Here is a 22,016-nt window from a genome sequence, read left to right as displayed (position 1 = left end):
CCTCCTTATTATCTACCGACAACGCCCATGCCGTTAATGATTTTATCGAGTGTTTCATCCATAACAGTGACCATGCGGGCAGATGCGTTATATGCCTGCTGAAAACGGATCATATCAGTCATTTCTTCATCTAATGAAACTGAACTGATAGAGTCGCGTCGGTTGGATACTGCACCAAGTAGCGTCAATGAGCTTTTCGTCATTTTTACTGCTTGTTGTCCTTCTACACCGAGTTCCCCAATTACACCCGAATAATAAGATTGGATGGTTGTATCTTCTAGATCACCAATTTTGATCTTATTAAATTGAAATTTCGAAAGTTCTAATGCTATTTTGCCGTTCCCCACTTCTCCTGTTGCATCTGAAGCATTAAATTTATTTGGATCCTTCTGAATATCATCTACCACCTTGATAGTGGAAGCACTGTCGCCTTGGAAAAAATCATCAATTTTGGTGCCGGAAAGTGGTTCGCCCTTTGCGTGAATTTTGTTGAACTCTGTAATAAATGCCTTTGCCATATCATCTAACTTTTTCAACATATCAGGATAAAGGCCTTTAACATCATTTCCATCTGGATAACCATAAGATTCTACCAATGATCTTAATTTCCCAGATTCCTGCATATCTTTAACCGTTAAAGGTCCGCCAGTCGCGTTACCATTTCCAGTAAAAGTGAATGACTCCATTTTATCAGGGCTTGCAGGTTTTCCTTCTCCATCACCATTAACCACTGACATTTTCGCAACGTCCTTGCCCTCAATGACAGTTATATCACCATTCTTTGTTTTAATCTTCACTGTAACTGTACCCTCTGCTATAGCCAGAGCTTTACCACCAGTGGGTACGTTCTTTACTTCAATTGGCAAGTATGTCGATAATTCATCCAATAACGCATCGCGAGCGTCGTATAGATCGTTCGGCAAATAGCCATTGGGTTCAACTTCTGCGATTTGTTTATTAAGTCCCGCAATTTGATCCATGATGGAATTGATGTCTTTAACAGAAACACCTATCTCCTGTCCAATATTATCTTGAATTTCTTTCAAGGACTTATCAATATATTTAAACGAGTCGGCAACCGCCACGCCACGTTCCACAACAACTGCGCGTGCTCCGCCGTTTTCTGGATTGTTTGCCAATCCTTGTAATGCTTGCCAAAACTCACTTAGTGATCCTTGAAGTCCGTATTTCGAAGGCTCAGCCAATACATCTTCCATTTGAGCAATATTTTTCGTGCGGTTTTCCCAGTAACCTAGTTGATTGGATTCGTTACGAAACTGCTTATCCACAAATCCATCCCGAATCCGCTGAATCGACCCAGCCTCCACACCTGTCCCTAAAAACCCAGGCATCGTCCCCGCATTCATCCCCACTCCCGGAAACCCAGAAGTAGCCTGCATATTCACCCGCTGTCTCGAATACCCCAGTGTGTTCGCGTTACTAATATTATGTCCTGTCGTATAAAGAGCGGATTGCTGGGTGTACAATCCGCGTTTGCTTGTTTCTAGTCCCATAAATGTTGAGCGCATGTTGTTTGTGTCCTCCTTAGGCTTGGGAGTCGAATGAGGAGAGTTTTGGTTTGGCTCCTGGCGACTGCCCTTGTACTTCATTTTTCGAATAGTTGGCGGTTTCCGGACGCGGACGCACCATGTCCAGCGATAGATTCACAAATTGAAGAGATTGGTAGGTCATTTGTTGGTTGAGTTCGTTTTGCTGTTTCAACTCATGAATCGCATGCAGGAGACGGTCCCTCGCCTCTGCTAACGGTTGTTTGTCCGGTTCGTTCACTAGTTCGATCAGTTGCGTCATTGTCGGTTCAGCAGGAACTGGACTTCCTTGTTCAGTCAAATACTGCTTCACGGCGTTCACGCGTTGTTGGTCCATTTGCACAATCGCCGCCAAATGGGCTTGCTCCTCCTTCAACAGCTGGTCAATCCCGTTGATGTCTCCGCTTTTCAGCAGTGCGGTCTTGTCGTTGGACAGACGGAGCAGGCTCGTATGCAGTTTTTCCAGGTGATTGAGCGTCGTTAAGATCGGTTCAATGGACATGTGGTTCCCTACTTTCTGTTACAGCTTATTGTAATAAGACAGCATGCTGGAAGCGAGTTCTTTTGCATCCACTTGATAATCGCCGGATTGCACTTGCGCTTTCAGCTGTTGCACGCGTTGCTGACGTTCCGTTTCAATAGGTGTTGCCGTAGATAACTTTTTTGCTTCCGATGAAATTTCCAGTTTGTCGGTCTTCAATTGATTCGACTGTTTTGCTTGATCGACTTTCATTTGCTGATTGCGGTATGGATTGACCGCTGGGGTGTTGAATCTTTCAATTTTCATAGTTCTCGCTCCTTTCGTTTTAAGCCTTCAGATAGGTCCTACTCTTTACTTCGGCAGAATTCCTTAAACGTTTAGAGGCTTTGGGATGAAAAAACGAACAGTACGAACTGCTCGTTTTTTCGTCACTTCCTGTCTTTTTGCGAGTAATACGTCGCTCGGTCTTGTTCTTTCATCGCTTCACGCAGTTCTTCTGCTGCTTCGATCGTATTCAATTCACGTTTGATCTCGTCAGTGCACTTTACGCAAAGTTTACCGGTCGTCGTCAACGAGCCGCATTTGTCGCATGGATAGCCTAAATTCGGAAACAATGCGGGCTGAAGTCTTCCTTTACGCACCCAGCGATGCAGTAAGCTCTCGGTCACGCCTGTAGCTTCGACGATCCGGTCGATGTTTGCCGCACGGTTTTCGCGTTTGCGTAAGAACCGATAGACCGTTTCATACATTTTCTCTTCATTCATTGCACACTTCGCACACACATCCCGGACACCCGTGTAATTGAAAAAATCTCCGCATGTCGGACAATTCCTCAGTTCTGCCATGTCTCATCACTTCTTTCCTGTAGCTCTGAATAATGCCACCGCTTCCACTCGTTCAGCCCCCGCTTGCTTTAACGTATGCGCAGCGTGCTGCAAAGTGGTGCCGGTCGTATAAATATCATCAACGAGCACATAGATCTTCTCATTACTTATTATATCGGCTGACGCGGTGAATAGTTCAATTATCGCCAGACGTTCACTCCGTGTTTTTTCGCCCATCACCGACTCAGTCGTTTTTTGCAAAAGTTCTTGAAATGGAATGCCAGCAGCTTCGAGCAACGCATCGATTTGCGCGAAAGTTCGCCTCTTTTTACTCGCCGGGTGCATCGGAATCGGCACAATAATTTTTTTCGGATCAATCAACACGCTTCGCAGGTCACTCGCAAATACATACGCCAGTGCGATATCTTGCAGAAATTTGAATTGGTGCAGGTATTCGCGCGCTTGCTCATTGTATGCATAGAGCGAATAAATAGAGTCCAACTGATCGGTTTTTGTGATACTGTCGATCCGTTCGAATTTCGCTAAGCACACTGGACAGGTTGAGGTTTGCTTTTCGATACCTAGAAATTGTTGCCACGTCGGCTGGTCGTCGAGCGGCTTTTCGCATAATAGGCAACTGTTCATAGCAAGGGATCTCCTTGTTTGTTAAGCTTGCGGATTTCTTGCTTTGCTTCGTCCATTGCGTTCGTGATGCCTTGATGAAACAGCACAAAATCGCCGGATGTATTCGGAACGGAACGCCCGACTCGGCCGCCGATTTGGATGAGTGCCCCTTTATTGAAAATCTTCTGTTCCGCGCCGACGACCGCCACTTGCACGTTCGGAATCGTAATGCCGCGTTCAAGTATGGTTGTGGTCAAAAGGCCGGGTACTTCTTTTTTCCTTAACAATTGTACGCGTTCTTTTCGATCCGCATGCTCCGCGTGGACAGCACAGATCCTATCGTCGAGTTGCTGAAAAAGAGGCTCCGCAATTTCCATTAATCCAATTTGATGAAAGAAGATGAGAAACGGCTGTTGTTTATCCAGGCGTTCTTTCGTCCAATTCAGCAGTTTTTTGGGGATGTGTTTCTTCTTCAGCTGCTTTTCATAATTCCATAATGTTTCATTGCGCGGCTCAGGCAGTGGTTTGCCATGATAGCGCCTCGCGAGGATGGAAATATTGCCATTTTTTTTATTCATGGCAAGCAATTGAGCTGAAGGTGTCGCGGTGACGAAATGAATCGGTGCGTTTGCCTTCGCGGCTTTTCGCACTGCTTGTTGCAGTGTTTCGTCGGCAGTATAAGGAAATGCATCTGCTTCGTCAACGAAGACCGCGTCAAATGCTTCTTGGAATCGGTACAGCTGATGAGTGGTTGCTAGGATCAGCTGTGCATCGAAATGTTCCACTTCCGCCCCACCATAAAGTGCTTCTATGACGGTATCCGGAAATGCGGTTTTCAGTCGCGGCAGCAATTCGAGGATGACGTCCACTCGCGGTGCCGCGAGACAGACGCGTTTGCCTTCATTCAGCAAGTAATGGATTGGCTGGAACAGCATCTCCGTTTTGCCAGAGCCGCAGACTGCATATAATAGATGGGAAATGCCTTGCTTCGTGCTGTCGAGTAATTCATTCGTTGCCTTTTGCTGGGCTGGCGTCAAGTTTCCCTGCCAGTCCATTCGATGCTTTTTTGGATAAATCGGAGCTTGTCCTGTCCAGACGAGCAATTCCGAACACCGTGAGACGCGTCCCATTTTTAAGCAGTTGCGGCAGTAAGCACACGTCGTTTCACACTGCGCACATTGGAAACTCGTAAACTTTGATTGGTCTTCATTGAGGCAACGACGGCACGTAAAATGCGTACCGTGCCAAGTCGTTTCAGCTGTGACGCCTTCGATCACCCGAATGAATCCTTGTTCAATTGCCGAGTCAATCGATTCAGGCGGAAACGGCATGACGTGGCGCAGCCAAATGCGGCCCGCCAGGAACTTTTGTAGCTCATCGTAATTGGCTATAGAAGGAATCCTCCTTTATGTTCCGCGCCGCTTCACCCAGCCGAGTCCCATGGCCCCTTCTCCGAGATGGGTGCCGATGACCGGACCAAAATGGCTGATCGTGAAATCGACGTTCGGATGTTTTTTCTCTAAAATTTCTTTCCATTCCACTGCTTGTTCATAGCGGTTTGCGTGAATGATCGCTGCGTCGAGCAACTGATCTTTCGCATCTTCCGCCAATAAATCCGCAATTCGTTTCATCGCTTTTTTCGTCGTACGGATTTTCTCGAACGGCACGATGACTTTATCTTCGAAATGCAGTAGAGGCTTGACTTGTAGAAGTCCGCCGACAATCGCTTGCGCGCCGGATAATCGGCCGCCACGCTGCAGATGAGATAGGTCGTCCACCATGAAATAGGCTTTTAGCGTTTTCTTCATTTTATGAAGTTCTTCCAAAATCGCACGTGGTTCGACGCCTTCATTCGCCAGTTGGGCTGCCCGCACCGCGTAAAAACCTTGGGGATACGCGGATATTTCCGAATCAAACGGCAAGACTTCAATATCTTCTACAATTTCACCTGCTTGCATCGCTCCCATATATGTGCCGCTGATGCCACTGGATAGATGAATTGAAATGACGGCGTCATAGTCTTTCGCCAGTTGTGTGTAGAGCGTTTCAAAGTCTCCGATTGCAGGTTGGGATGTTTTTGGAAGCGGACCTTTGCCGCGTACCAGGTCATAGAATGCTTCCGTTGTCAGGTCGACGTCTTCCGCAAACGATTTTCCATCGATCGTCACCATTAAGGGGATGGTGTGTATTCCAAGTTCTTCTTTTATGTCATCCGGCACATACGCCGTACTATCTGTCACAATCGCTGTTTTCAACATGATCAACTCCTGTCCCCTATTCTACCTGAAATTGTTTAAGATGGCATCTGTGAAGTTGAAGCCTATATAAGAGATTAACTTTGTGGGCGGTCCGGGATTTACGCTCCAGACGGGGCGCTTTCCGGAGGGCGTGGCTTGAGCCGCTTCCTTCGCTTCGCTCCGTCCAGGGTCTCAAGGCTCACGCTGATCCTCCTGGAGTCGCCCCGTCTTCCGCTCCAATCCTTAATTTGCGTGGATAGACACATAGCGAGCTCATTGTAATTTTTCAGGTCTAAGAAGTGCTTTCACAGTCAGAGTACAAAACTGGCATCTTTCATTGACTTAGTTGAAGGGCGTGAGTGATTTTAGCAACAACAAGACCACAGGCAATACTCCATGCTATTTAGCTTTTGAACTACTATAGGAAAACAATACATTGTCACTTAAAAATTACGATGAACTACACTTTATTCTTACCTTCTCGAGGTAGGGATTGGAGCGGCGGGTGGCGACTCCTGCGGGATTAGCGCGACAGGTGAGACCCCGCAGGAGCGCAGCGAACGAGGAAACTCACCGCGCGCCCCGCGGAACGCGTCCACCCAGAGTGCAAATCCCCGGACCACTCACAATTTCCCACTTCAATTTTCTCTAATGTTCTGACAACAACCTTCCACTCATGCTATCTTGTAAGTAGACTATCCAAACTGAAAGGAGTTTTCATGATGCAGGAAATTCGGTATGAGCAACGGAACTCGGTGGCTTATGTAACGCTGAATCGACCAGAGGCGATGAATGCGTTCAACTTTAATCTTCTGATGGAACTCGGGCAAGTGGTGGAGGCGATTCGGATTGATTCCGACATTCGTGCGGTCGTCTTCGCAGGCAGCGGGGATCGGGCGTTTAGTGTGGGGGCTGATTTAAAAGAGCGAAAACTGCTGACGGAAGCCCAGGTGCGGCGGAATTTGAATAAAATTGGTGATGTCTTTACGATGATTGACCAGCTGCCGCAGCCGACGATTGCGGTCATCAATGGCTTTGCGTTTGGCGGTGGGATGGAGCTTGCTTTGGCGTGCGACTTCCGGATTGCGGCGGATGAAGCGGTCATGGGACTGACAGAAACTGGGCTGGCGATCATCCCGGGCGCTGGCGGTACTCAGCGATTGCCTAGGTTGATAGGTGAAGCGAAAGCGCTCGAGTTGATTTTGACAGCGAAGCGATTGACTGCGGATGAAGCACTAGACTATGGAATCTTGACGCAAAAAGCGCCTGCCGATCAATTGGCGGAAACCACCGAAGCGTTCGTGGCTTCATTGCTTGCAAATGGACCGATTGCAATTCAGCAGGCGAAGTTCGCTATTAAGCAAGGGATGAACGCAGATTTGCAGACTGGGCTTGCGATCGAGCGGAAGGCGTATGAAATGACGTTGCCGACGGAAGATCGGGTTGAGGCGTTGACTGCATTTGCTGAAAAGCGGAAGCCTGTGTTTAAAGGGCGCTGATGATCAAAAAGAGATGGTCAGTTGTTTTTGGTGCTGCGTTTACTTCGTTTGGCGCGGTTCGATGAGAGTTTGGTGCGGTGGTAGCGGGGATTGGTTCGGTGCACCGATAATTTGGCGCGGTGGGGGTCTTGTTTGGTTCGGTGCGCAGGCAGATTGGTGCGGCGACGACTACAGTCAGTTGCCAGCTATTCAAAAAAAGTTTAATAAACGAAAAAAGCCATCTTAGAAAGTCTTTTTCACTGACTTTTAAGATGGCCTTTCTTCATTTACAAACTATTCGTCGTAAATCGCTCACGCCGTTGATTTTGGCGCGCTTCACTCCACGCTTCCGCCAGCTGATCGAGCTGTTCCCGGATCTCCGGCAGCAATTCGTAGTATTTATGTAATTGCACAGTCAAGAGACTTTGATTGATCACAACATACTGCAGCACTAGCCGCTTGCCCTCTTCACTTCGGTGATCCACCACGCCCATTAGCTCGAATAGCACATACTGAAGCTTTTTCAGCGGCTCGGTTACGTCAGGATTCGCTACTCGTTCTGTAGTTGCTTGTGTTTCCGAAAGCAAGCTGCTCATTTCATTCAGCAGTTGAATTATGGAGTCAATCGTCGGGGTCGTCGTGCTCGCTGTCGTTTGATAGACTTCGATCGCACGTTTTATATACATGCGGCTCACTCCAAATGTTTTTCTTTTATTATCGTCTGTTTCGTTTGATTTTGAATGAAATCGGCCGATATAAAATCTGATGCACAAATGAATAGTCAAAGTAGGTGAAAGGATGCGAATACACAGCCAAGAACATATTGCGTTTTCAACGAATCGTGCGCAAAGGAATGCGACGGACATTGAAAAGACGCTGTTGAAGCTCGGCAGCGGATCGAAGGTGGCAAAAGGAAGTCAAAATGCTTCCGGCCTGGCCATTTCCGAAACGATGCGTGCTCAAATCCGGGGACTCTCCCAGGCGCAGCGCAATATGCAAGACGGACTTTCCGTTCTCGAATCTTCCAATGAAGGACTGAATAACGTCAACAACTTGCTTCAGCGAGCGCGTGAAATGGCAGTTGCTGCGGCAAACGGCACATTGACCGACCAGGATCGAGAAGCAAGCTCTTTGGAACTGGACCAGATCATGGAGTCCATTAATGACACTGCAGGTAAACTGGAGTTCAATACGAAGAAGATCCTTGGAGAAGATAAGGCGCTGATTTTACAGGTTGGTGCGAATCCAGGACAGCAATTGACGATTGGTAATATTAACGTCAGCACGGACAAACTCGGTCTTGACGGTGCTTCCATCGCGACACAGAAAGACGCGGAGGAATTGATTTCGAAGATTGATAAAGCAATCGGCGTTGTCGGCGGTCATTTAACGAAAGTCGGCTCTGAGATGGAATCGATCGAGCACCATTTGACAAATGCTCTCGTGTTCGAAGGCAATCTGACCAAATCGCTTTCGTTGCTTGCGGATACCGATATGGCTGGGGAAATGATGAATTTCGTCCAACAGGATATTCGACAAAAAGGCGATCAGCTGCTGATTAAAACTGTGAATAGTAATTTGCAGGATGTTCTATCGCTTCTGAAGTGAATGCAAAACCCTTCCAACTTTTATTCGTTGGAAGGGTTTTTTACGTTTTCACAGCGTGGGTTCTCTGCCACAACTCCTGCGGCCCAGGCCACTTTTGTCAAGATGGCGGTGGCGCCTTGGCGATCGGCTTGATGAATGGCTCGTATGTAGGCGCTGTTTGCTTCGTCGACGATGTATTGAGGCGATAGATTATTCAACGTCATCGCCAACACGTCGTTCATGCAGTGATCGCATGTGCATGACATGTTGAGCTCTTTTTTGTATTTCTCAATGACATCTTTGACGACAATCTCCATAACGTTCTGCACTTTCATTTTCTGATACCCCTTTTCAACCTGCACAGGGAGTTAGTGTTCTGCTTGCGTTGAGTGGATATGGGTTACATTTTGTCCTAGGCACCGTTGATTTCCGTTGCGGGCGGACGCTTTCCGTGGGGCGTGCGGTGAGCCGCTTCCTTCGCTTCGCTCAGTCCAGGGTCTCACCTGTCACGCTAATCCCACAGGAGTCGCCGCCCTCCACTACAATCAACTAAATTCGATAAAAAACAATTGCATTCACTAGACTAACGCTTATTTATTAAGCGTTAGTCTCTCTAGCTCTAAAGCTGAAGAACCTTCCACTGGTACAGCAAACACCTTATAATTTCAAAGTATTTACTAAGTGCTTCAGCTCGCCTTGTAGGGATTGGAGCGTAAGGCGGGCGACTCCTTGGGGATCAGCGTGCGCCTTGAGACCCCGCAGAAGCGAAGCGAACGAGGAGGCTCAAGCCACGCCCCCAGGAAAGCGTCCCGCCTGAAGCGCAAATCCCCGGATACCCGACCCATATTCCTGCAAAGAACACTCACTCTTCCGTAAAAGCTAAACCACCACTCTCTACTTATTTCGACAAAATAATCTTTTTCTTAAGTAAATCTTTACCTGAAATTCCAGGCTTCGTCATTTCGAAAGGGTGCAGGATCAGGTCTAGTTCCTCTTCTGTCAGTACTTTCTTCTCAATGCAGAGCTCACGGATCGATTTGTTCGACAGCAGCGCTTCTTTCGCAATCTGTGACGCTACTTCATAGCCGACGTGTGGATTGATCGCTGTGATGACGCCGATACTCTTCTCCACGTATTCTTCCAAATGCTCGACGTTTGCTGTGATGCCGTCTAAGCAGTAATCACGGAACACTTCGAAGACGTTTGTCATGATCTTCAGTGACTGCAATAAGTTGAACACTAGAACTGGTTCCATAACGTTTAATTCGAATTGTCCCGCTTCTGAAGCGAGCGCGATCGTCATGTCGTTGCCGGCAACTTGGAACGCGACTTGGTTCATGACTTCTGCCATGACTGGGTTCACTTTTCCTGGCATGATCGAAGAGCCCGGCTGTCTTGCAGGCAATGAAATTTCAGACAAGCCTGTGCGTGGGCCTGACGCCATCAAACGCAAGTCGTTACAGATTTTGGACATATTCAACATGGTGCCGCGCAACGCTGCGGAGACTTGTACGTATGAATCTGTATTTTGAGTCGCGTCCACTAAATGCGTGGAGGACTTTAATTCGAAGCCGCTGTTTTCTGATAGATAGTTTGCTACTTTTTCGATATAGAGTGGATCGGCGTTCAAACCTGTTCCGACAGCTGTTGCACCCATATTGATTTCATACAAATAGACACGAGAGACACGGACGCGTTCGATATCACGGCGCAGCACCATCGCGTATGCTTCGAATTCTTGACCAAGACGAATCGGTACAGCATCTTGCAAGTGCGTGCGTCCCATTTTCAGAACGGATTGGAACTCGATCGATTTTTTCAGGAATGTTTTATGAAGCGCCTCCATGACCTCGAGCAATTTATCGACTTTGACAAGTGTCGCAATATGGATCGCTGTCGGGAACGCATCATTTGTCGATTGCGCCATATTGACATGGGAGTTCGGGCTGATTACATCATATGAACCTTTATCATGACCAAGGATTTCAAGCGCTCGGTTGGCTATGACTTCATTGGCATTCATATTGACGGATGTACCCGCGCCGCCTTGGATCGGATCGACCAAAAACTGATCGCGCAATGCGCCGTTCATGACTTCGTCCGACGCTTGAATAATTGCTTTTGCAAGCTCTTCATCCAATTGGCCGATGTCGCGGTTCGCTTGTGCAGCAGACTTCTTGACGATCGCGATCGCACGAATCAAATCGCGGTTGACCCGGTAGCCAGTGATTGGGAAATTCTCTGCTGCTCTCAGTGTCTGAATGCCATAATAAGCATCTTGTGGCACTTTCTTTTCTCCGATGAAATCCTTCTCTATTCTGTACAACAATTCCTCTACCATCATGCAGAACCTCTTCTCAAATATTTTTCCTGTATTTACATATTCATCCCAATTATACGTATACACTTTTCGCGATGTATAGTGTAATTTCGACAGGTTTTTTACTATCTAATCTTACCTCATAGATAGCGTTCGAACCAGTCAATAATTTCTTTTAGCCTCGCAACGCGTAAATTCGGCTTGCCGGTTCTCGATAAATTATGATCCGACTGCGGGAAACGAACGAATTCCGCCACTTTCCCTAAATCCTTCAACGTGATGAACAATTGCTCCGCTTGCTCGATCGGACAACGGAAATCATTTTCCGAATGCAAAATCAATAACGGCGTGTCAATCTGCTCGGCGTATTTCAACGGCGAGTGCTTCCATAGTGTATCCGCATCCCGCATATCCGCGTTCAACTGCCAGTCACTGAAATAATAACCGATATCCGAGACACCGAAAAAGCTGATCCAGTTGCTGATCGAGCGTTGTGTTACGGCTGCTTTGAAGCGATTCGTATGCCCAACAATCCAGTTCGTCATGAACCCGCCATAGCTTCCACCCGTAACACCCAGCCGATCCGAATCAATCCAAGATTCTTGCGCTAAGACTTCGTCGAGACCTGCCATGATGTCCTCGTAATCACCTCCGCCATAGTCTCCTCGCACTCCGTCGACAAACGCCTGACTATAGCCATGGCTACCTCGAGGATTGACATATAACACACCGTAGCCATTAGCAGCAAGAATCTGAAGCTCATGAAAATACGTATTACCGAACATCGCATGTGGTCCGCCATGGATTTCGACGATCAGCGGAAACTGTTTACCTTCTTCATAGTCTGCCGGTTTTAGCAGCCATCCATGCACTTCCGTGGCGCCACTCATATACTGAACAGCTCGTGGCGCAACAGGCTGTACTTTTTTCAACCAATTTTCATTGAATGAAGTGAGTGCAGTCCGCTCTCCTGTTGCAATGGTCTGAAGATACAGCTCTCCAGGATTCGTCGCTGTACTGACCGTTAGAAGCGCGAATTCTCCATTCGACGAAACGTCATATCCATAGACATGTTCTTCTTCGCCTGTCGCGGGATAAATCGCCCCGTCCAGCGTGGCCGCATACAATCGCACATCGCCCATAACAGACAGCTGGAAGTAGAGCTGTTCGTCTTCTGTCCAGACAACTCCTGGGGCGGCGGCTTGCTGTAAGTGATCCGAAATACTATCATCACCGCCTGGCGCGTCAATCCCCGCTGTCAAGTTCATCGTCAGCCCGTTCGCTTGATCATAGACGAAAACATCCGCTTGCGTGGCGTTTTTAAACGTCAAGTCTGCTCCGACATAAGCGATATAGCGGTCGTCTTTTGAAAAATGGACGTTGCCAAAATAGCCTTGTTCATCAACGAGCACAGTATCTTCCTTCGTTTCCGTATCAACGAGAATCAAAGGCGAGCTGAAATCCTGATCATCGTTTTCCATTCTCTTCACACCAATGACCAGCTGCTTACCGTCATTTGACACCGCTTCTAATGAATGATCACACGGCTCTGAAGTGAAATTTGTCACGCTGCACGTCGCTAAATCCACGCAACCGATCTGCGCAAACTCGTCTTGCGGTAAAATGCCTGCTCCGTCCGCTTTATATTTCATCTTCGTAACGCGTACTGGCTGCGGAAACTCTTTCTTCGCTTCCTCTTGCGAAACAAATGTCTCGCCTGTTTTCACACGACCGCTAATCCATATTTTCTGTCCGGACGGCGCCCATTCAAATGAGTCCACTCCATTTTTGCACTCTGTCAGCTGTCTCGCTTCACCTCCGGCTGTCTGCAGAACATACAGTTGGTTTTTCTCCATACGATTTGATAAAAATGCAAGCATCTTACCGTCAGCAGACCACTTCGGCATGCTCACTTTCTGCTTGCCGAACGTCCATTGGGTCACGTCCTGCGTCCGCAAATCGATATGATGAATCGCTGAATAATATTCATTATCCTCTTTATTCATTTCCGTCACGACGACGACTGCTTCCTCATCATTCGGTGACAGTACAGGATTCGTTACTGACTTCGTTTCGAATAAATCATTGATTCCTACTGGCCGTTTTTCCATCCAATCCCTCCTATTTTATAGTTGTTTCATTAAACCATAACAAGTTTACGCGAACTTTGGCAACCATTCATTCTATAGAAACCGATCTCCACAACGAAAAACCCTCCCAATGAACAGGAAGGTCCTTTCGTCTTAAACAATTCAGTTTTTCACTTGATCTTTCAATGAACGTCGAAGAATTTTCCCCGTCGTATTTTTCGGCAACTCATCAAGGAACTCGATATACTTCGGTACTTTATACTTCGCCAGACGCTTCGCACAGAAATCCAGTATCGTTTGTTCCGTCGCCTTCGATCCTTCCTTCAGAACCACATATGCCTGAACTTCCTCACCGAAATTGACATCCGGCACGCCGATTACAGCGGCTTCGATAATATCGCGGTGGCTGAACAACACTTCTTCCACTTCACGCGGATACACGTTGAATCCACCGACGATAATCATATCTTTCTTACGGTCTACGATATAAAAGTAACCGTTTTCATCGCGCCGTGCAAGGTCGCCTGTATAGAGCCAACCGTCACGCAAGACTGCAGCCGTTTCTTCCGGTAACTTATAATAGCCTTTCATGACATTCGGTCCGCGGACGATCAATTCGCCCACTTCATTGTCTGCCACTTCTTCACCCAGCTCGTTGACAACCTTGTTTTCCACATTCATGATCGTCGTACCAATCGAACCGGGTACCCGCTCCCTATCTAGTGGATTGAAACATGTGACAGGTGATGCCTCCGATAATCCGTAGCCTTCAGAGACTCTGACCTGGAATTTCTCTTCAAAATCATGCAGCAGGGAAACTGGCAATGAAGAGCCTCCCGAAATAGCAAGTCGGACCGTTTCAAAGTCTTCTGTTTTACCGTCAGGATACTGATAAAGGAAGTTATACATCGTTGGCACACCTGCAAAAACGGTCGCTTTCTGTTTGCGGATCAATGAAAAGATTTCGCTTGGACTAAAGCGCGGCTCCAGCAAAATGGTTGCTCCTTTAAGCAATGGTGCGTTCGCCACAACCGTCAAAGCAAACACATGGAATAACGGCAACGTCGCAACAATTCGATCATCTTCAGAGAAGTCCAAATAGTTCCCGACATCACGCGCGTTGGAATAAATATTCTTATGTGTCAGCATCGCACCTTTCGGATGTCCTGTTGTACCGGATGTATAGAGTATGATAGCGCTTTCATCCTCATCAACCTTCACCATTTCTGAGAGCGGTTGCGATTGTTTCATCAATGCCATGAACGCATGTACTTTTGTTTTCACAGAGTCCGCAAGTCCCGCCATTTTTTCAGGCGTGTCGGGGCTCAATTCACAAATAATATAGTTTTCAATCGTCGGGAATGAATGGCTCGCGACTTCTACAAGCGGCAGCAACTGGTCGATCGCAATGACAGCTTTCGCATCACTATTTTCCAAAATGAATGAAATTTCGTCCGGCGTATAGAGTGGATTGATCGGCACGGCTGTTGCACCGAGACGCATCGTGGCATAGAGGGAGATTAAATAATGCGGTGTATTGCCTAATAAAAACGCAACTTTATCTCCTTCATTGACTCCTAACTCTTTCAATGCAGAGGCAAACATCGATACGGATAGATCAAATTCTGCATATGTAGTGTCTTTTTCCATAAAACGATAAGCAACTTTGTCGGGTTTTGTCTGGGCTGTCTGGTGAACGCTTGAAACTAAATTCATACTTTCATCTCCCTAATAAATGAATGAGTAACCATTCAGTATTTCATTCATTATATCGATAGAATAATTAATCCGCAACCGTTTACTGAAAGTTTTATAGATTTTGTCACCTGGCAGAGGTTTTGTTGCGTTATCTAAAATTGGAAAAGAACTTAGGATAGCGGTCCGGGGATTTGCACTCCAGATGGGACGCTTTCCGCGGGGCGCGGGTGAGCCGCTTCCTCCGCTGCGCTCCGTCCAGGGTCTCACCTGTCGCGCTAATCCCGCTAGAGTCGCCCATCTTCCGCTCGAATCCCTACTTTTCGATGAGAATCATAGGGGCTTTTTCATTGCAATTTATAAGTGACAAAGCGATGATTCCTTACAAGAGTGATCATAGTTCAATAGCGAATGATAAACAGCATTGCCTGGAGGCTTATTGTCCTTGAAATCACTTAAAGCCCTTAAAATAAGTCAATGAGAGATGCCAGTTTTGTACTCTGACTGTGGGAATTCTTCTTAGATCTAAAAAAAAGTTACAATGGACTTGCTATGTGTCCATAGATACTAACTAAGGATTGAAGCGGAAGACGGTCGACTCCTGGGGGATCAGCGTGCGTCTTGAGACCCCGGAGGAAGCGAAGCGAACGAGGAGGCTCAAGGCCACGCCCCCCGGAAAGCGTACCGTCTGGAGCGGAAATCCCGGACCGCTCACTATATCCATAAATCTAACGTACTTAAACTAAGTCAATGAGAGATGCACGTTATGTACTCTGATTATGGGAGCCCTTCTTAGACTTAAAAAAATTTCAAGGAACTTACTATGTGTCCAAACATGCTAATTAAGGATTGGAGCGGAAGACGGGGCGACTCCGGGAGGATCAGCGTAAGCCTCGAGACCCTTGACTGAGCGCAGCGAAGGAAGCGGCTCGAGCCACGCGCCCCGTCTGGAGCGGAAATCCCGGTGTACTCACTAACTCTATTTTTCACCCTTGATCCTAAAAAAACACCCACTTCAAGAAGTAGGTGCCTTAATATGTGAAATATAACGCCAGCGGATCAAGTAGAAATAGAAGACTTGCATGACCGCAAAGCCGAGCAACACGAGTGTCAGTTCTTTGACGATTGAAATTTCAGCCAGCGCATCCCAAATCACCTGCAGCGACAGGAACGCGAACGCGCTGTGGATGAATGACACGCCCCATGGGAAGAAGAACTGCGGGATTAATTGACGATTGACGATTTTCTTAAACTCCCGATCCGTCATGCCGATCCGTTGCAGCACAGCATATTGCCTTCGATCATGATTGAGCGACGTGTAGAGCCTGAAATAAATAAAACTGCCCGACGCCAGGAAAAACACGCCCGCCAGCAACAAGCCGATAAACAACAACAACGAGAACGTCATGCGGATATGAGAATAATTCAGTCCGGGGTTCTCAAATTCAAAGCGAACCGGCTGTCGATCGTCCAGCATGAGACCGGCCAACACTTGCGCATTGATCGATAACCCGATGTCTTTCGTCTTCTGCCAATCCTCTATATTGAACGCATAATACGTAAACGCCAATGAATCGGCGGAAATCTGTTCTTCCACCCGATCGAAATCCAAATGATTCAGCACGATCGTATTGAGCCCTATCGCATTCGGCGGGAACAACTTATACGGATAGACCCCTTCTACCTCTAATGTTACATTACTATCCGACAGTTTCGTTCGTACCGATTTATTCTGCAACATTTCCGCAGCGGAAGAACTGGAAGGCAGGAATAAGGCGTGCCCTTGCGATAACCGGATAGAATCTTTGCCGAATGAAGCAGCAAGTTCGTTCAAATCCGCCAATTTGACGATATTCACTTTGTTTCGCGTATGAGAAGATTGCTGTTCGAGAATGCGTAAACGCACAGCCGAGTAACCCAGCCCTTGCTGCTCCAATTCACTCGTCAGCTGCGCAATATGTCGATATTCAAATTCATTATCCGGAAAGCTTTTATAGACTAAGCCAAGCGGATTCACTTCTCGATATTGTGAAGCAAATGACGTCAGCGATGCGAGAATTCCGACCGACATGAACGCAATCGTCGAAACGATCGTCACGATGAAAAACATCCGCGCATTCTCTTTCAGTCGAACAATGCTTTCTGATATGGAAATCATCCAGAAATCACGCCAGAAAAAATGCTTCTGACTGCGAAGCGCATGCAAAATAAGCGGCAGCGTATCAGTGAAAAAGAAGTACGTCCCGAACGTGATAAACGGCGGCAGTAAGAAAAATAGACTGAGAATGCTCGAGCGTGAGACAAATGCCGCCATTCCATACGCCAGCGCTAACAAGATGACGCCGAAAACGCCGCGCCTTTTTGAGTACGTATAAACCGACTGCACTGCCGTATCACCATGCAATAAATCCGATACATTCCCTTGTTGGATGAACACTGGTGCAATATACGAAATAATCGCGAATAAACTGAGGAACGCGCCTATGGTCAACCCAAATGGTTTCCACGATAAATAAAGCGGCAGCACGGGAATTTGCACGATCGCTTTAACGATCATGAAAAAGAATTTGGAGAACATAAAGCCAATAAAAATCCCAGTAAGGATCGAAGCAAAACCGAGTAACATCGTCTCAATGAAAATCAATCGGTACAATTGCCGTTTCGCCATCCCAAGCAACAACAACACGCCAAATTCCTTCGAACGCGCCTGTAAAAATGCACGCATCGAATAAAACAGGAAAAATAACGTGAAGATAAATAGAATAAGTTCCGCAATTCCCATACCAAGAGATGAAATTTCTTTTAGAAACGAATTCTCAATTGACGGATGAAACAGCAGCATTGAATACAGGAAAAACACCATGACCGAAAACACACTAGCCATGAAAAATGCGGCATAGACACGACGATTTCGGAGAACGTTACGGTAAGCGAACTGACGAAAAGTCATGCACATTGCCTCCAAGTAATGACAGCACATTCAAGATGCGCTGGAAAAAAGTCTGCCTGCGCTCATCTTTATAAATTTCATTGAAAAATTCGCCGTCCTTAATGAACAGCACACGATCGCAATAACTCGCAGCGATCGGATCATGCGTCACCATGATGATCGTTGTTCGCTCATGCGTGTTAATATTCTCCAACAGCTCCAGCACATCTTTCGCAGACTTCGAATCCAAATTCCCTGTCGGCTCGTCTGCCAGCACAATGTTCGGCTGATGAATCAACGCGCGTCCAATCGCCGTGCGCTGTGCCTGACCACCCGATAATTCATCAGGTCGGCGTTCTAAAATATCTTCCAAATTCAATTTCTGCGCCATATCTTGCACTCTGCTTTTCATTTCCCTTACAGGTAAACCATCAAGAGTCAGCGGTAGCACCAAATTTTCCTCTACCGTCAACATCTGCAGTAAATTAATTTCTTGAAAGACGAAGCCGATTTGCCGTCTGCGGAATAAGGCAATTTCATTTTGACCCAAAGTTTCCGGCTCCACTCCGCCAATGACGATCTTGCCGTATGTTGGGATGTCTGTAGCCATCAATAAATTCAGCAGCGTAGTCTTACCACTCCCCGAAGGACCCATGATTGCCACGAATTCCCCTTCCTCTACGTCAAAATCCAACTGTTTCAATGCGCGGTGCATCACTTTTCCTTCATAAATCTTCGTGACATCTTTCATCTCAACGATTGGTTTCCTCATTTGGTTGTTTATTTGGTGATTGTTTATCTTGTGATCGTGCATCTGGCTGTTCACCCGCCTTTCCGTCTTTGAATAACAAGGCGACCGTCGTACCTTCTCCTTGCTTCGATGAAATCGTCAATTCATGTCCCAATCGCTGACACACTTCCGATGCAATATACAAGCCCATGCCCGTCGATTCACCAGACAGTCTGCCATTTTCGCCTGTAAAAAACGCCTTCGTCACACGATGCAGATCGGACGCCGGTATGCCGATTCCCTCATCCTTGATTTCAAGCAGCAGGCCCTCCGCATTTTGCATAGCCGTCACATGTATCTTCTTGCCTTTTTCAAACGTATATTTTACTGCATTTGTGATGAATTGATTGAGCATAAATTTGATCCACTTGCGATCCGTCGCAACAGTCAGTTGTTCATCTACATTTAAGACAGGAAACAAACCGTTTGTAATAAACAAACGCTTATTTTCATTCAACACTTCCTGCAGTACATTTTTTAACGGCAATCGTTCAATTTGCATATCATCTTCGAATGTTTCAAGCCGTGCATTGACGAGGACTATCTCCAGGCCAGTCCGGATCCTTTCCACTTCCTGACCGATGCTCTTCTTGTCCACTTCCTCCTCCTGCAACAGTAAATTAATAACAGAAATCGGCGTTTTCATTTGATGCACCCACTGATTCATGAAATGCAGATGACGATGTTGGACGTTATAGAGCGTCTGCACCTCATGTTGATACAAACGATACAATTGACGCGTGTATTCGGTCGTCTTTCGATGTTCCGGGGTCAATACATGCCGGATGAGCGCGTCCTCCATTTTTTCAGGTTTTTCAACAATAGCTGAATAAAATGAACGTCGCATAATGAACTTTCCCCCCAAATAACCTGAAGTCAGCAGTACACTCATCGCTACCGAATAGATGGCCGTGTTTGGATTCCGGAAGCCATCCAGCCAATACAGCAGCAAAATGAACAGGACGAGCCCCAACTGAAACAACATGAATGGGATATGTTCTCGAACGAACAGCAAAATAGCCTTCTTCATTACGCCTCAGACTCCGGTACAAAGCGATAGCCCGCACCGCGCACCGTCTCAATCCAAGAACTCACATCATAATCCGTCAACTTTTTACGAACGCGTGCCATATTGACATTGAGCGTATTCTCATCGACGAATGACTGATCATCCCATAACTCCTCAAGCAACCGCTCCCTTGAGACCACTTTGGGGTACTCACCCATCAGCAGCTCCAAGATGACACACTCTTTCTTCTGAAGCGGAATCTCTTCCCCTCCCTTTTGTAACGCCATCCGTTCTATGTACAATGTCAAATCGCCGAAATCGATAACCCGCTCCGATTGATTCGGCGCATACTCCCCGACGGATCGACGCAAATGACTCTTAATTTTTGCCAACACAATTTCATAATGGAACGGCTTCGTAATAAAATCATCCCCGCCGTTTTCCAATGCAAATACTTGATCCATATCACCTGAACGTGCCGAAATGAAAATAATCGGGCACATCGTATGCTGTCTCAATTGACGACACCAATAATAGCCGTCATAAATTGGTAAGTTAATATCGAGCAGTACCAAATGCGGATTATATGCCACGCACTCTTCCACCACCCGATCAAAATCTTCAATAATTGCCACTTCATACTGGTACTTCTCAAGTGTACCCGCCAGCAACTGCGCAATCTTCTGATCATCTTCCACAATGAAAATTCGATGCTTCACCGCAATCCCTCACTTTCCTACTTCATTTAGTATAGCGCATTTGTTCATCCACATAAAATCTCAGCCCGTCTACTTGCTTCTTCACTAATCAACAAACGAACCGCGCAAAAAAGATGCAGAACCGAACGTAATTCTCATCACACCGAACCATTCCAACAACGAACCGAACCATTCTCCACCCTGACCGAACCAAAACAGCAGACTAACGCGCCAAACTCCTTTTGCACCGAACCAAACCATATCCTTAACGAAAAAAAGCGCAGTGCCTCGCAAGACACGCGCTTCCTCTTCATTCAATAAATCAATCCAACAAACTCTTCTAGTTGAATACCGCCCAAAATCTTCTCCACATCCATCGACGCCAGCGCCTCCGTAATCGCTTTACGTTCATATTTTACGCCAGTCAGCCGCTGTTCAATCTCCGCCACTTCACCAACCCCGAAAAAGTCACCATAGATGTGGATATCTTCGATGCTTCCTTTTACAACATACAAGCGTACATCAATGCCCCCGACCGGGAAACGTTTCGATTGTTGCACATTGAACTTTGGAGAACGACCATAGTTCCAATCCCAATTTCCGTAACGCTCAGCAGATAGCTTGCGAATATTTGACCAGTCTTCTTCTGTAAGTTCCTTATATTGAATATTTTCTTCTCCATCAAAAATCGAATTCAATATTTCCTGCCTGAATTGCTCAATCGAAATTGGCTCTTCAAGAAACTCGGAAATATTGGCGACACGACTGCGGATCGACTTAATGCCTTTCGACTCAATTTTGTCTTTTTTCACTTTCAGCGAGTTGACGACACCTTCCATATCTGTGTCAAACAGCAATGTCCCGTGACTGAACATTCGGCCACCTGTCGCAAACTGTGCATTTCCTGAAATTTTCCGTCCATCGATCAGAATATCGTTACGACCAAGCAGTTCTGCTTTGATGCCCATCTTCGCGAGCGCATCTGTTACGGGCTCAGTGAACTTCTTGAAGTTCCGGAATGAATCTCCATCATCTTTCGTAATGAAACTGAAGTTCAAGTTTCCTTGATCATGATAGACAGCGCCGCCGCCAGATAGTCGGCGGACGACATGAATGCCTTCACGATCCACAAATTCTGTGTTGATCTCTTCAATGGTATTTTGATTCTTACCGATAATGATCGATGGTTCATTGATATAGAACAGTAAATACGAATCTTTGTCGACGTCCATCGTCTTTAAGACATATTCTTCAATTGCCAAGTTAATTCGTGGATCTGTTACCCCTTTATTGTCAATAAATTGCATTTCCTATCTCTCCTCACAATTTTGTCACATTTATTTTCTGTGAATTCTTTCAATTTAACTTGTCCAAAACCTGTGGAAAGCGCGTCACCAAAGGTCTGAACCTATTTTAACAGATAAATTTGCAGAGTGTTGACTTTTGCTACCTGTTATAATACACTGTGAATATATCAAGGAGTTATACAACAAGGGAAAGGAATTGATCAGATATGGTTGAAAGTATCGTAGAGTTTTTCAAGAACTTGCCGGCGAAGGTTTGTGCGACATGCGGAAACGAAATCGAAGAGCAGCATGAGTGCTACTCTAATCAATGTGACCACTGCAACATTAAATAATATAAAACTTTCATTCGGCGAATATCTCGATATTCGCTTTTTTTGTTGTCTGGAATAGATGCAGGCTT

Annotated in this window: 22 protein-coding genes; 4 read left to right on the top strand and 18 right to left on the bottom strand. The window is 46.4% G+C overall.

The annotated features are described in order from the left end of the window. Positions 1-8 precede the first annotated feature (8 nt). The 7 genes from flgK to MKY93_RS04485 all read right to left on the bottom strand — a co-directional run bounded on the left by flgK (position 9) and on the right by MKY93_RS04485 (position 5,731). Positions 9-1,529 (bottom strand): flagellar hook-associated protein FlgK, encoded by a 1,521-nt coding sequence (flgK, locus tag MKY93_RS04515; RefSeq protein WP_340758380.1) that lies wholly within the window; start codon positions 1,527-1,529, stop codon positions 9-11. A 16-nt stretch (positions 1,530-1,545) separates the two neighbouring features. Further along, positions 1,546-2,049: a flagellar protein FlgN gene (locus tag MKY93_RS04510; protein ID WP_340758379.1), complete on the bottom strand. Its 504-nt coding sequence runs from the start codon at positions 2,047-2,049 to the stop codon at positions 1,546-1,548. Positions 2,050-2,067: 18 nt separating this feature from the next. After that, complete coding sequence (gene flgM, locus MKY93_RS04505; RefSeq protein ID WP_040758361.1) at positions 2,068-2,334, bottom strand: flagellar biosynthesis anti-sigma factor FlgM; 267 nt, start codon at positions 2,332-2,334, stop codon at positions 2,068-2,070. Positions 2,335-2,456: 122 nt separating this feature from the next. Next, a complete protein-coding gene (locus MKY93_RS04500; RefSeq protein ID WP_078817252.1) occupies positions 2,457-2,873 on the bottom strand; it encodes a TIGR03826 family flagellar region protein in 417 nt (138 codons plus the stop codon). A gap of 6 nt (positions 2,874-2,879) precedes the next feature. Further along, on the bottom strand, positions 2,880-3,497 hold the full coding sequence (locus tag MKY93_RS04495) for a ComF family protein (protein WP_340758378.1): 618 nt from the start codon (positions 3,495-3,497) through the stop codon (positions 2,880-2,882). Further along, the gene (locus MKY93_RS04490) at positions 3,494-4,807 is read right to left on the bottom strand and encodes a DEAD/DEAH box helicase (RefSeq protein WP_340758377.1); all 1,314 of its coding nucleotides are present in this window, start codon (positions 4,805-4,807) and stop codon (positions 3,494-3,496) included. The genes MKY93_RS04495 and MKY93_RS04490 overlap by 4 nt, the downstream gene beginning before the upstream one ends. A gap of 75 nt (positions 4,808-4,882) precedes the next feature. Further along, the gene (locus MKY93_RS04485) at positions 4,883-5,731 is read right to left on the bottom strand and encodes a DegV family protein (protein ID WP_340758376.1); all 849 of its coding nucleotides are present in this window, start codon (positions 5,729-5,731) and stop codon (positions 4,883-4,885) included. Between the two features lie 704 nt (positions 5,732-6,435). Here MKY93_RS04485 and MKY93_RS04480 point away from each other — a divergent pair. Both MKY93_RS04480 and MKY93_RS04475 read left to right on the top strand, forming a co-directional pair. After that, positions 6,436-7,212: an enoyl-CoA hydratase-related protein gene (locus MKY93_RS04480; protein ID WP_340758375.1), complete on the top strand. Its 777-nt coding sequence runs from the start codon at positions 6,436-6,438 to the stop codon at positions 7,210-7,212. A gap of 61 nt (positions 7,213-7,273) precedes the next feature. After that, a complete protein-coding gene (locus MKY93_RS04475; RefSeq protein WP_009765857.1) occupies positions 7,274-7,438 on the top strand; it encodes a hypothetical protein in 165 nt (54 codons plus the stop codon). A gap of 40 nt (positions 7,439-7,478) precedes the next feature. Here the strand turns inward: MKY93_RS04475 and MKY93_RS04470 are convergent, their stop codons facing one another. Then, positions 7,479-7,877, bottom strand: a complete 399-nt coding sequence (locus MKY93_RS04470; RefSeq protein WP_340758374.1) for a flagellar protein FliS — start codon at positions 7,875-7,877, stop codon at positions 7,479-7,481. A gap of 112 nt (positions 7,878-7,989) precedes the next feature. Here MKY93_RS04470 and MKY93_RS04465 point away from each other — a divergent pair, with 112 nt between their 5' ends. After that, complete coding sequence (locus MKY93_RS04465) at positions 7,990-8,799, top strand: flagellin (RefSeq protein ID WP_078817246.1); 810 nt, start codon at positions 7,990-7,992, stop codon at positions 8,797-8,799. Positions 8,800-8,819: 20 nt separating this feature from the next. Here the strand turns inward: MKY93_RS04465 and MKY93_RS04460 are convergent, their stop codons facing one another. The 10 genes from MKY93_RS04460 to MKY93_RS04415 form a co-directional block, all read right to left on the bottom strand. Continuing rightward, positions 8,820-9,113, bottom strand: a complete 294-nt coding sequence (locus MKY93_RS04460; protein WP_078817245.1) for a late competence development ComFB family protein — start codon at positions 9,111-9,113, stop codon at positions 8,820-8,822. Positions 9,114-9,676: 563 nt separating this feature from the next. Continuing rightward, positions 9,677-11,122, bottom strand: coding sequence for an aspartate ammonia-lyase (aspA, locus tag MKY93_RS04455; protein WP_340758373.1), 1,446 nt, complete (start codon positions 11,120-11,122; stop codon positions 9,677-9,679). A 116-nt stretch (positions 11,123-11,238) separates the two neighbouring features. Continuing rightward, the gene (locus MKY93_RS04450; RefSeq protein ID WP_340758372.1) at positions 11,239-13,209 is read right to left on the bottom strand and encodes a S9 family peptidase; all 1,971 of its coding nucleotides are present in this window, start codon (positions 13,207-13,209) and stop codon (positions 11,239-11,241) included. A 141-nt stretch (positions 13,210-13,350) separates the two neighbouring features. Further along, positions 13,351-14,904, bottom strand: a complete 1,554-nt coding sequence (locus MKY93_RS04445) for a fatty acid--CoA ligase family protein (RefSeq protein ID WP_009765864.1) — start codon at positions 14,902-14,904, stop codon at positions 13,351-13,353. A gap of 994 nt (positions 14,905-15,898) precedes the next feature. Continuing rightward, entirely contained in the window at positions 15,899-17,833 is a 1,935-nt protein-coding gene (locus MKY93_RS04440; RefSeq protein ID WP_078817242.1) for an FtsX-like permease family protein, read from the bottom strand. Continuing rightward, on the bottom strand, positions 17,805-18,584 hold the full coding sequence (locus MKY93_RS04435) for an ATP-binding cassette domain-containing protein (RefSeq protein WP_040758369.1): 780 nt from the start codon (positions 18,582-18,584) through the stop codon (positions 17,805-17,807). Before MKY93_RS04435 ends, MKY93_RS04440 begins: the two co-directional genes overlap by 29 nt. Further along, on the bottom strand, positions 18,565-19,632 hold the full coding sequence (locus tag MKY93_RS04430) for a sensor histidine kinase (RefSeq protein WP_340758371.1): 1,068 nt from the start codon (positions 19,630-19,632) through the stop codon (positions 18,565-18,567). The genes MKY93_RS04435 and MKY93_RS04430 overlap by 20 nt, the downstream gene beginning before the upstream one ends. Next, complete coding sequence (locus MKY93_RS04425) at positions 19,632-20,330, bottom strand: response regulator transcription factor (RefSeq protein ID WP_445683478.1); 699 nt, start codon at positions 20,328-20,330, stop codon at positions 19,632-19,634. The genes MKY93_RS04430 and MKY93_RS04425 overlap by 1 nt, the downstream gene beginning before the upstream one ends. Before the next feature lie 84 nt (positions 20,331-20,414). Then, positions 20,415-20,627 carry a hypothetical protein gene (locus MKY93_RS04420; RefSeq protein WP_340758370.1) on the bottom strand — a complete coding sequence of 71 codons (213 nt, stop codon included), beginning with the start codon at positions 20,625-20,627 and terminating at the stop codon, positions 20,415-20,417. Beyond that, positions 20,624-21,616, bottom strand: a complete 993-nt coding sequence (locus MKY93_RS04415; RefSeq protein WP_009765870.1) for a lipoate--protein ligase — start codon at positions 21,614-21,616, stop codon at positions 20,624-20,626. The genes MKY93_RS04420 and MKY93_RS04415 overlap by 4 nt, the downstream gene beginning before the upstream one ends. 206 nt (positions 21,617-21,822) lie before the next feature. Between MKY93_RS04415 and yhfH the strand changes: the two genes are divergently transcribed. Next, positions 21,823-21,948, top strand: coding sequence for a protein YhfH (yhfH, locus tag MKY93_RS04410; RefSeq protein ID WP_009765871.1), 126 nt, complete (start codon positions 21,823-21,825; stop codon positions 21,946-21,948). Positions 21,949-22,016 lie beyond the last annotated feature (68 nt).

The organism is Sporosarcina sp. FSL W7-1283 (assembly GCF_038003105.1).
In the GTDB taxonomy this organism is placed as follows: Bacteria; Bacillota; Bacilli; order Bacillales_A; family Planococcaceae; genus Sporosarcina; species Sporosarcina newyorkensis.
Note: the sequence above shows the minus strand (reverse complement) of the source record. Positions and strands in the feature narration are given on the sequence as shown.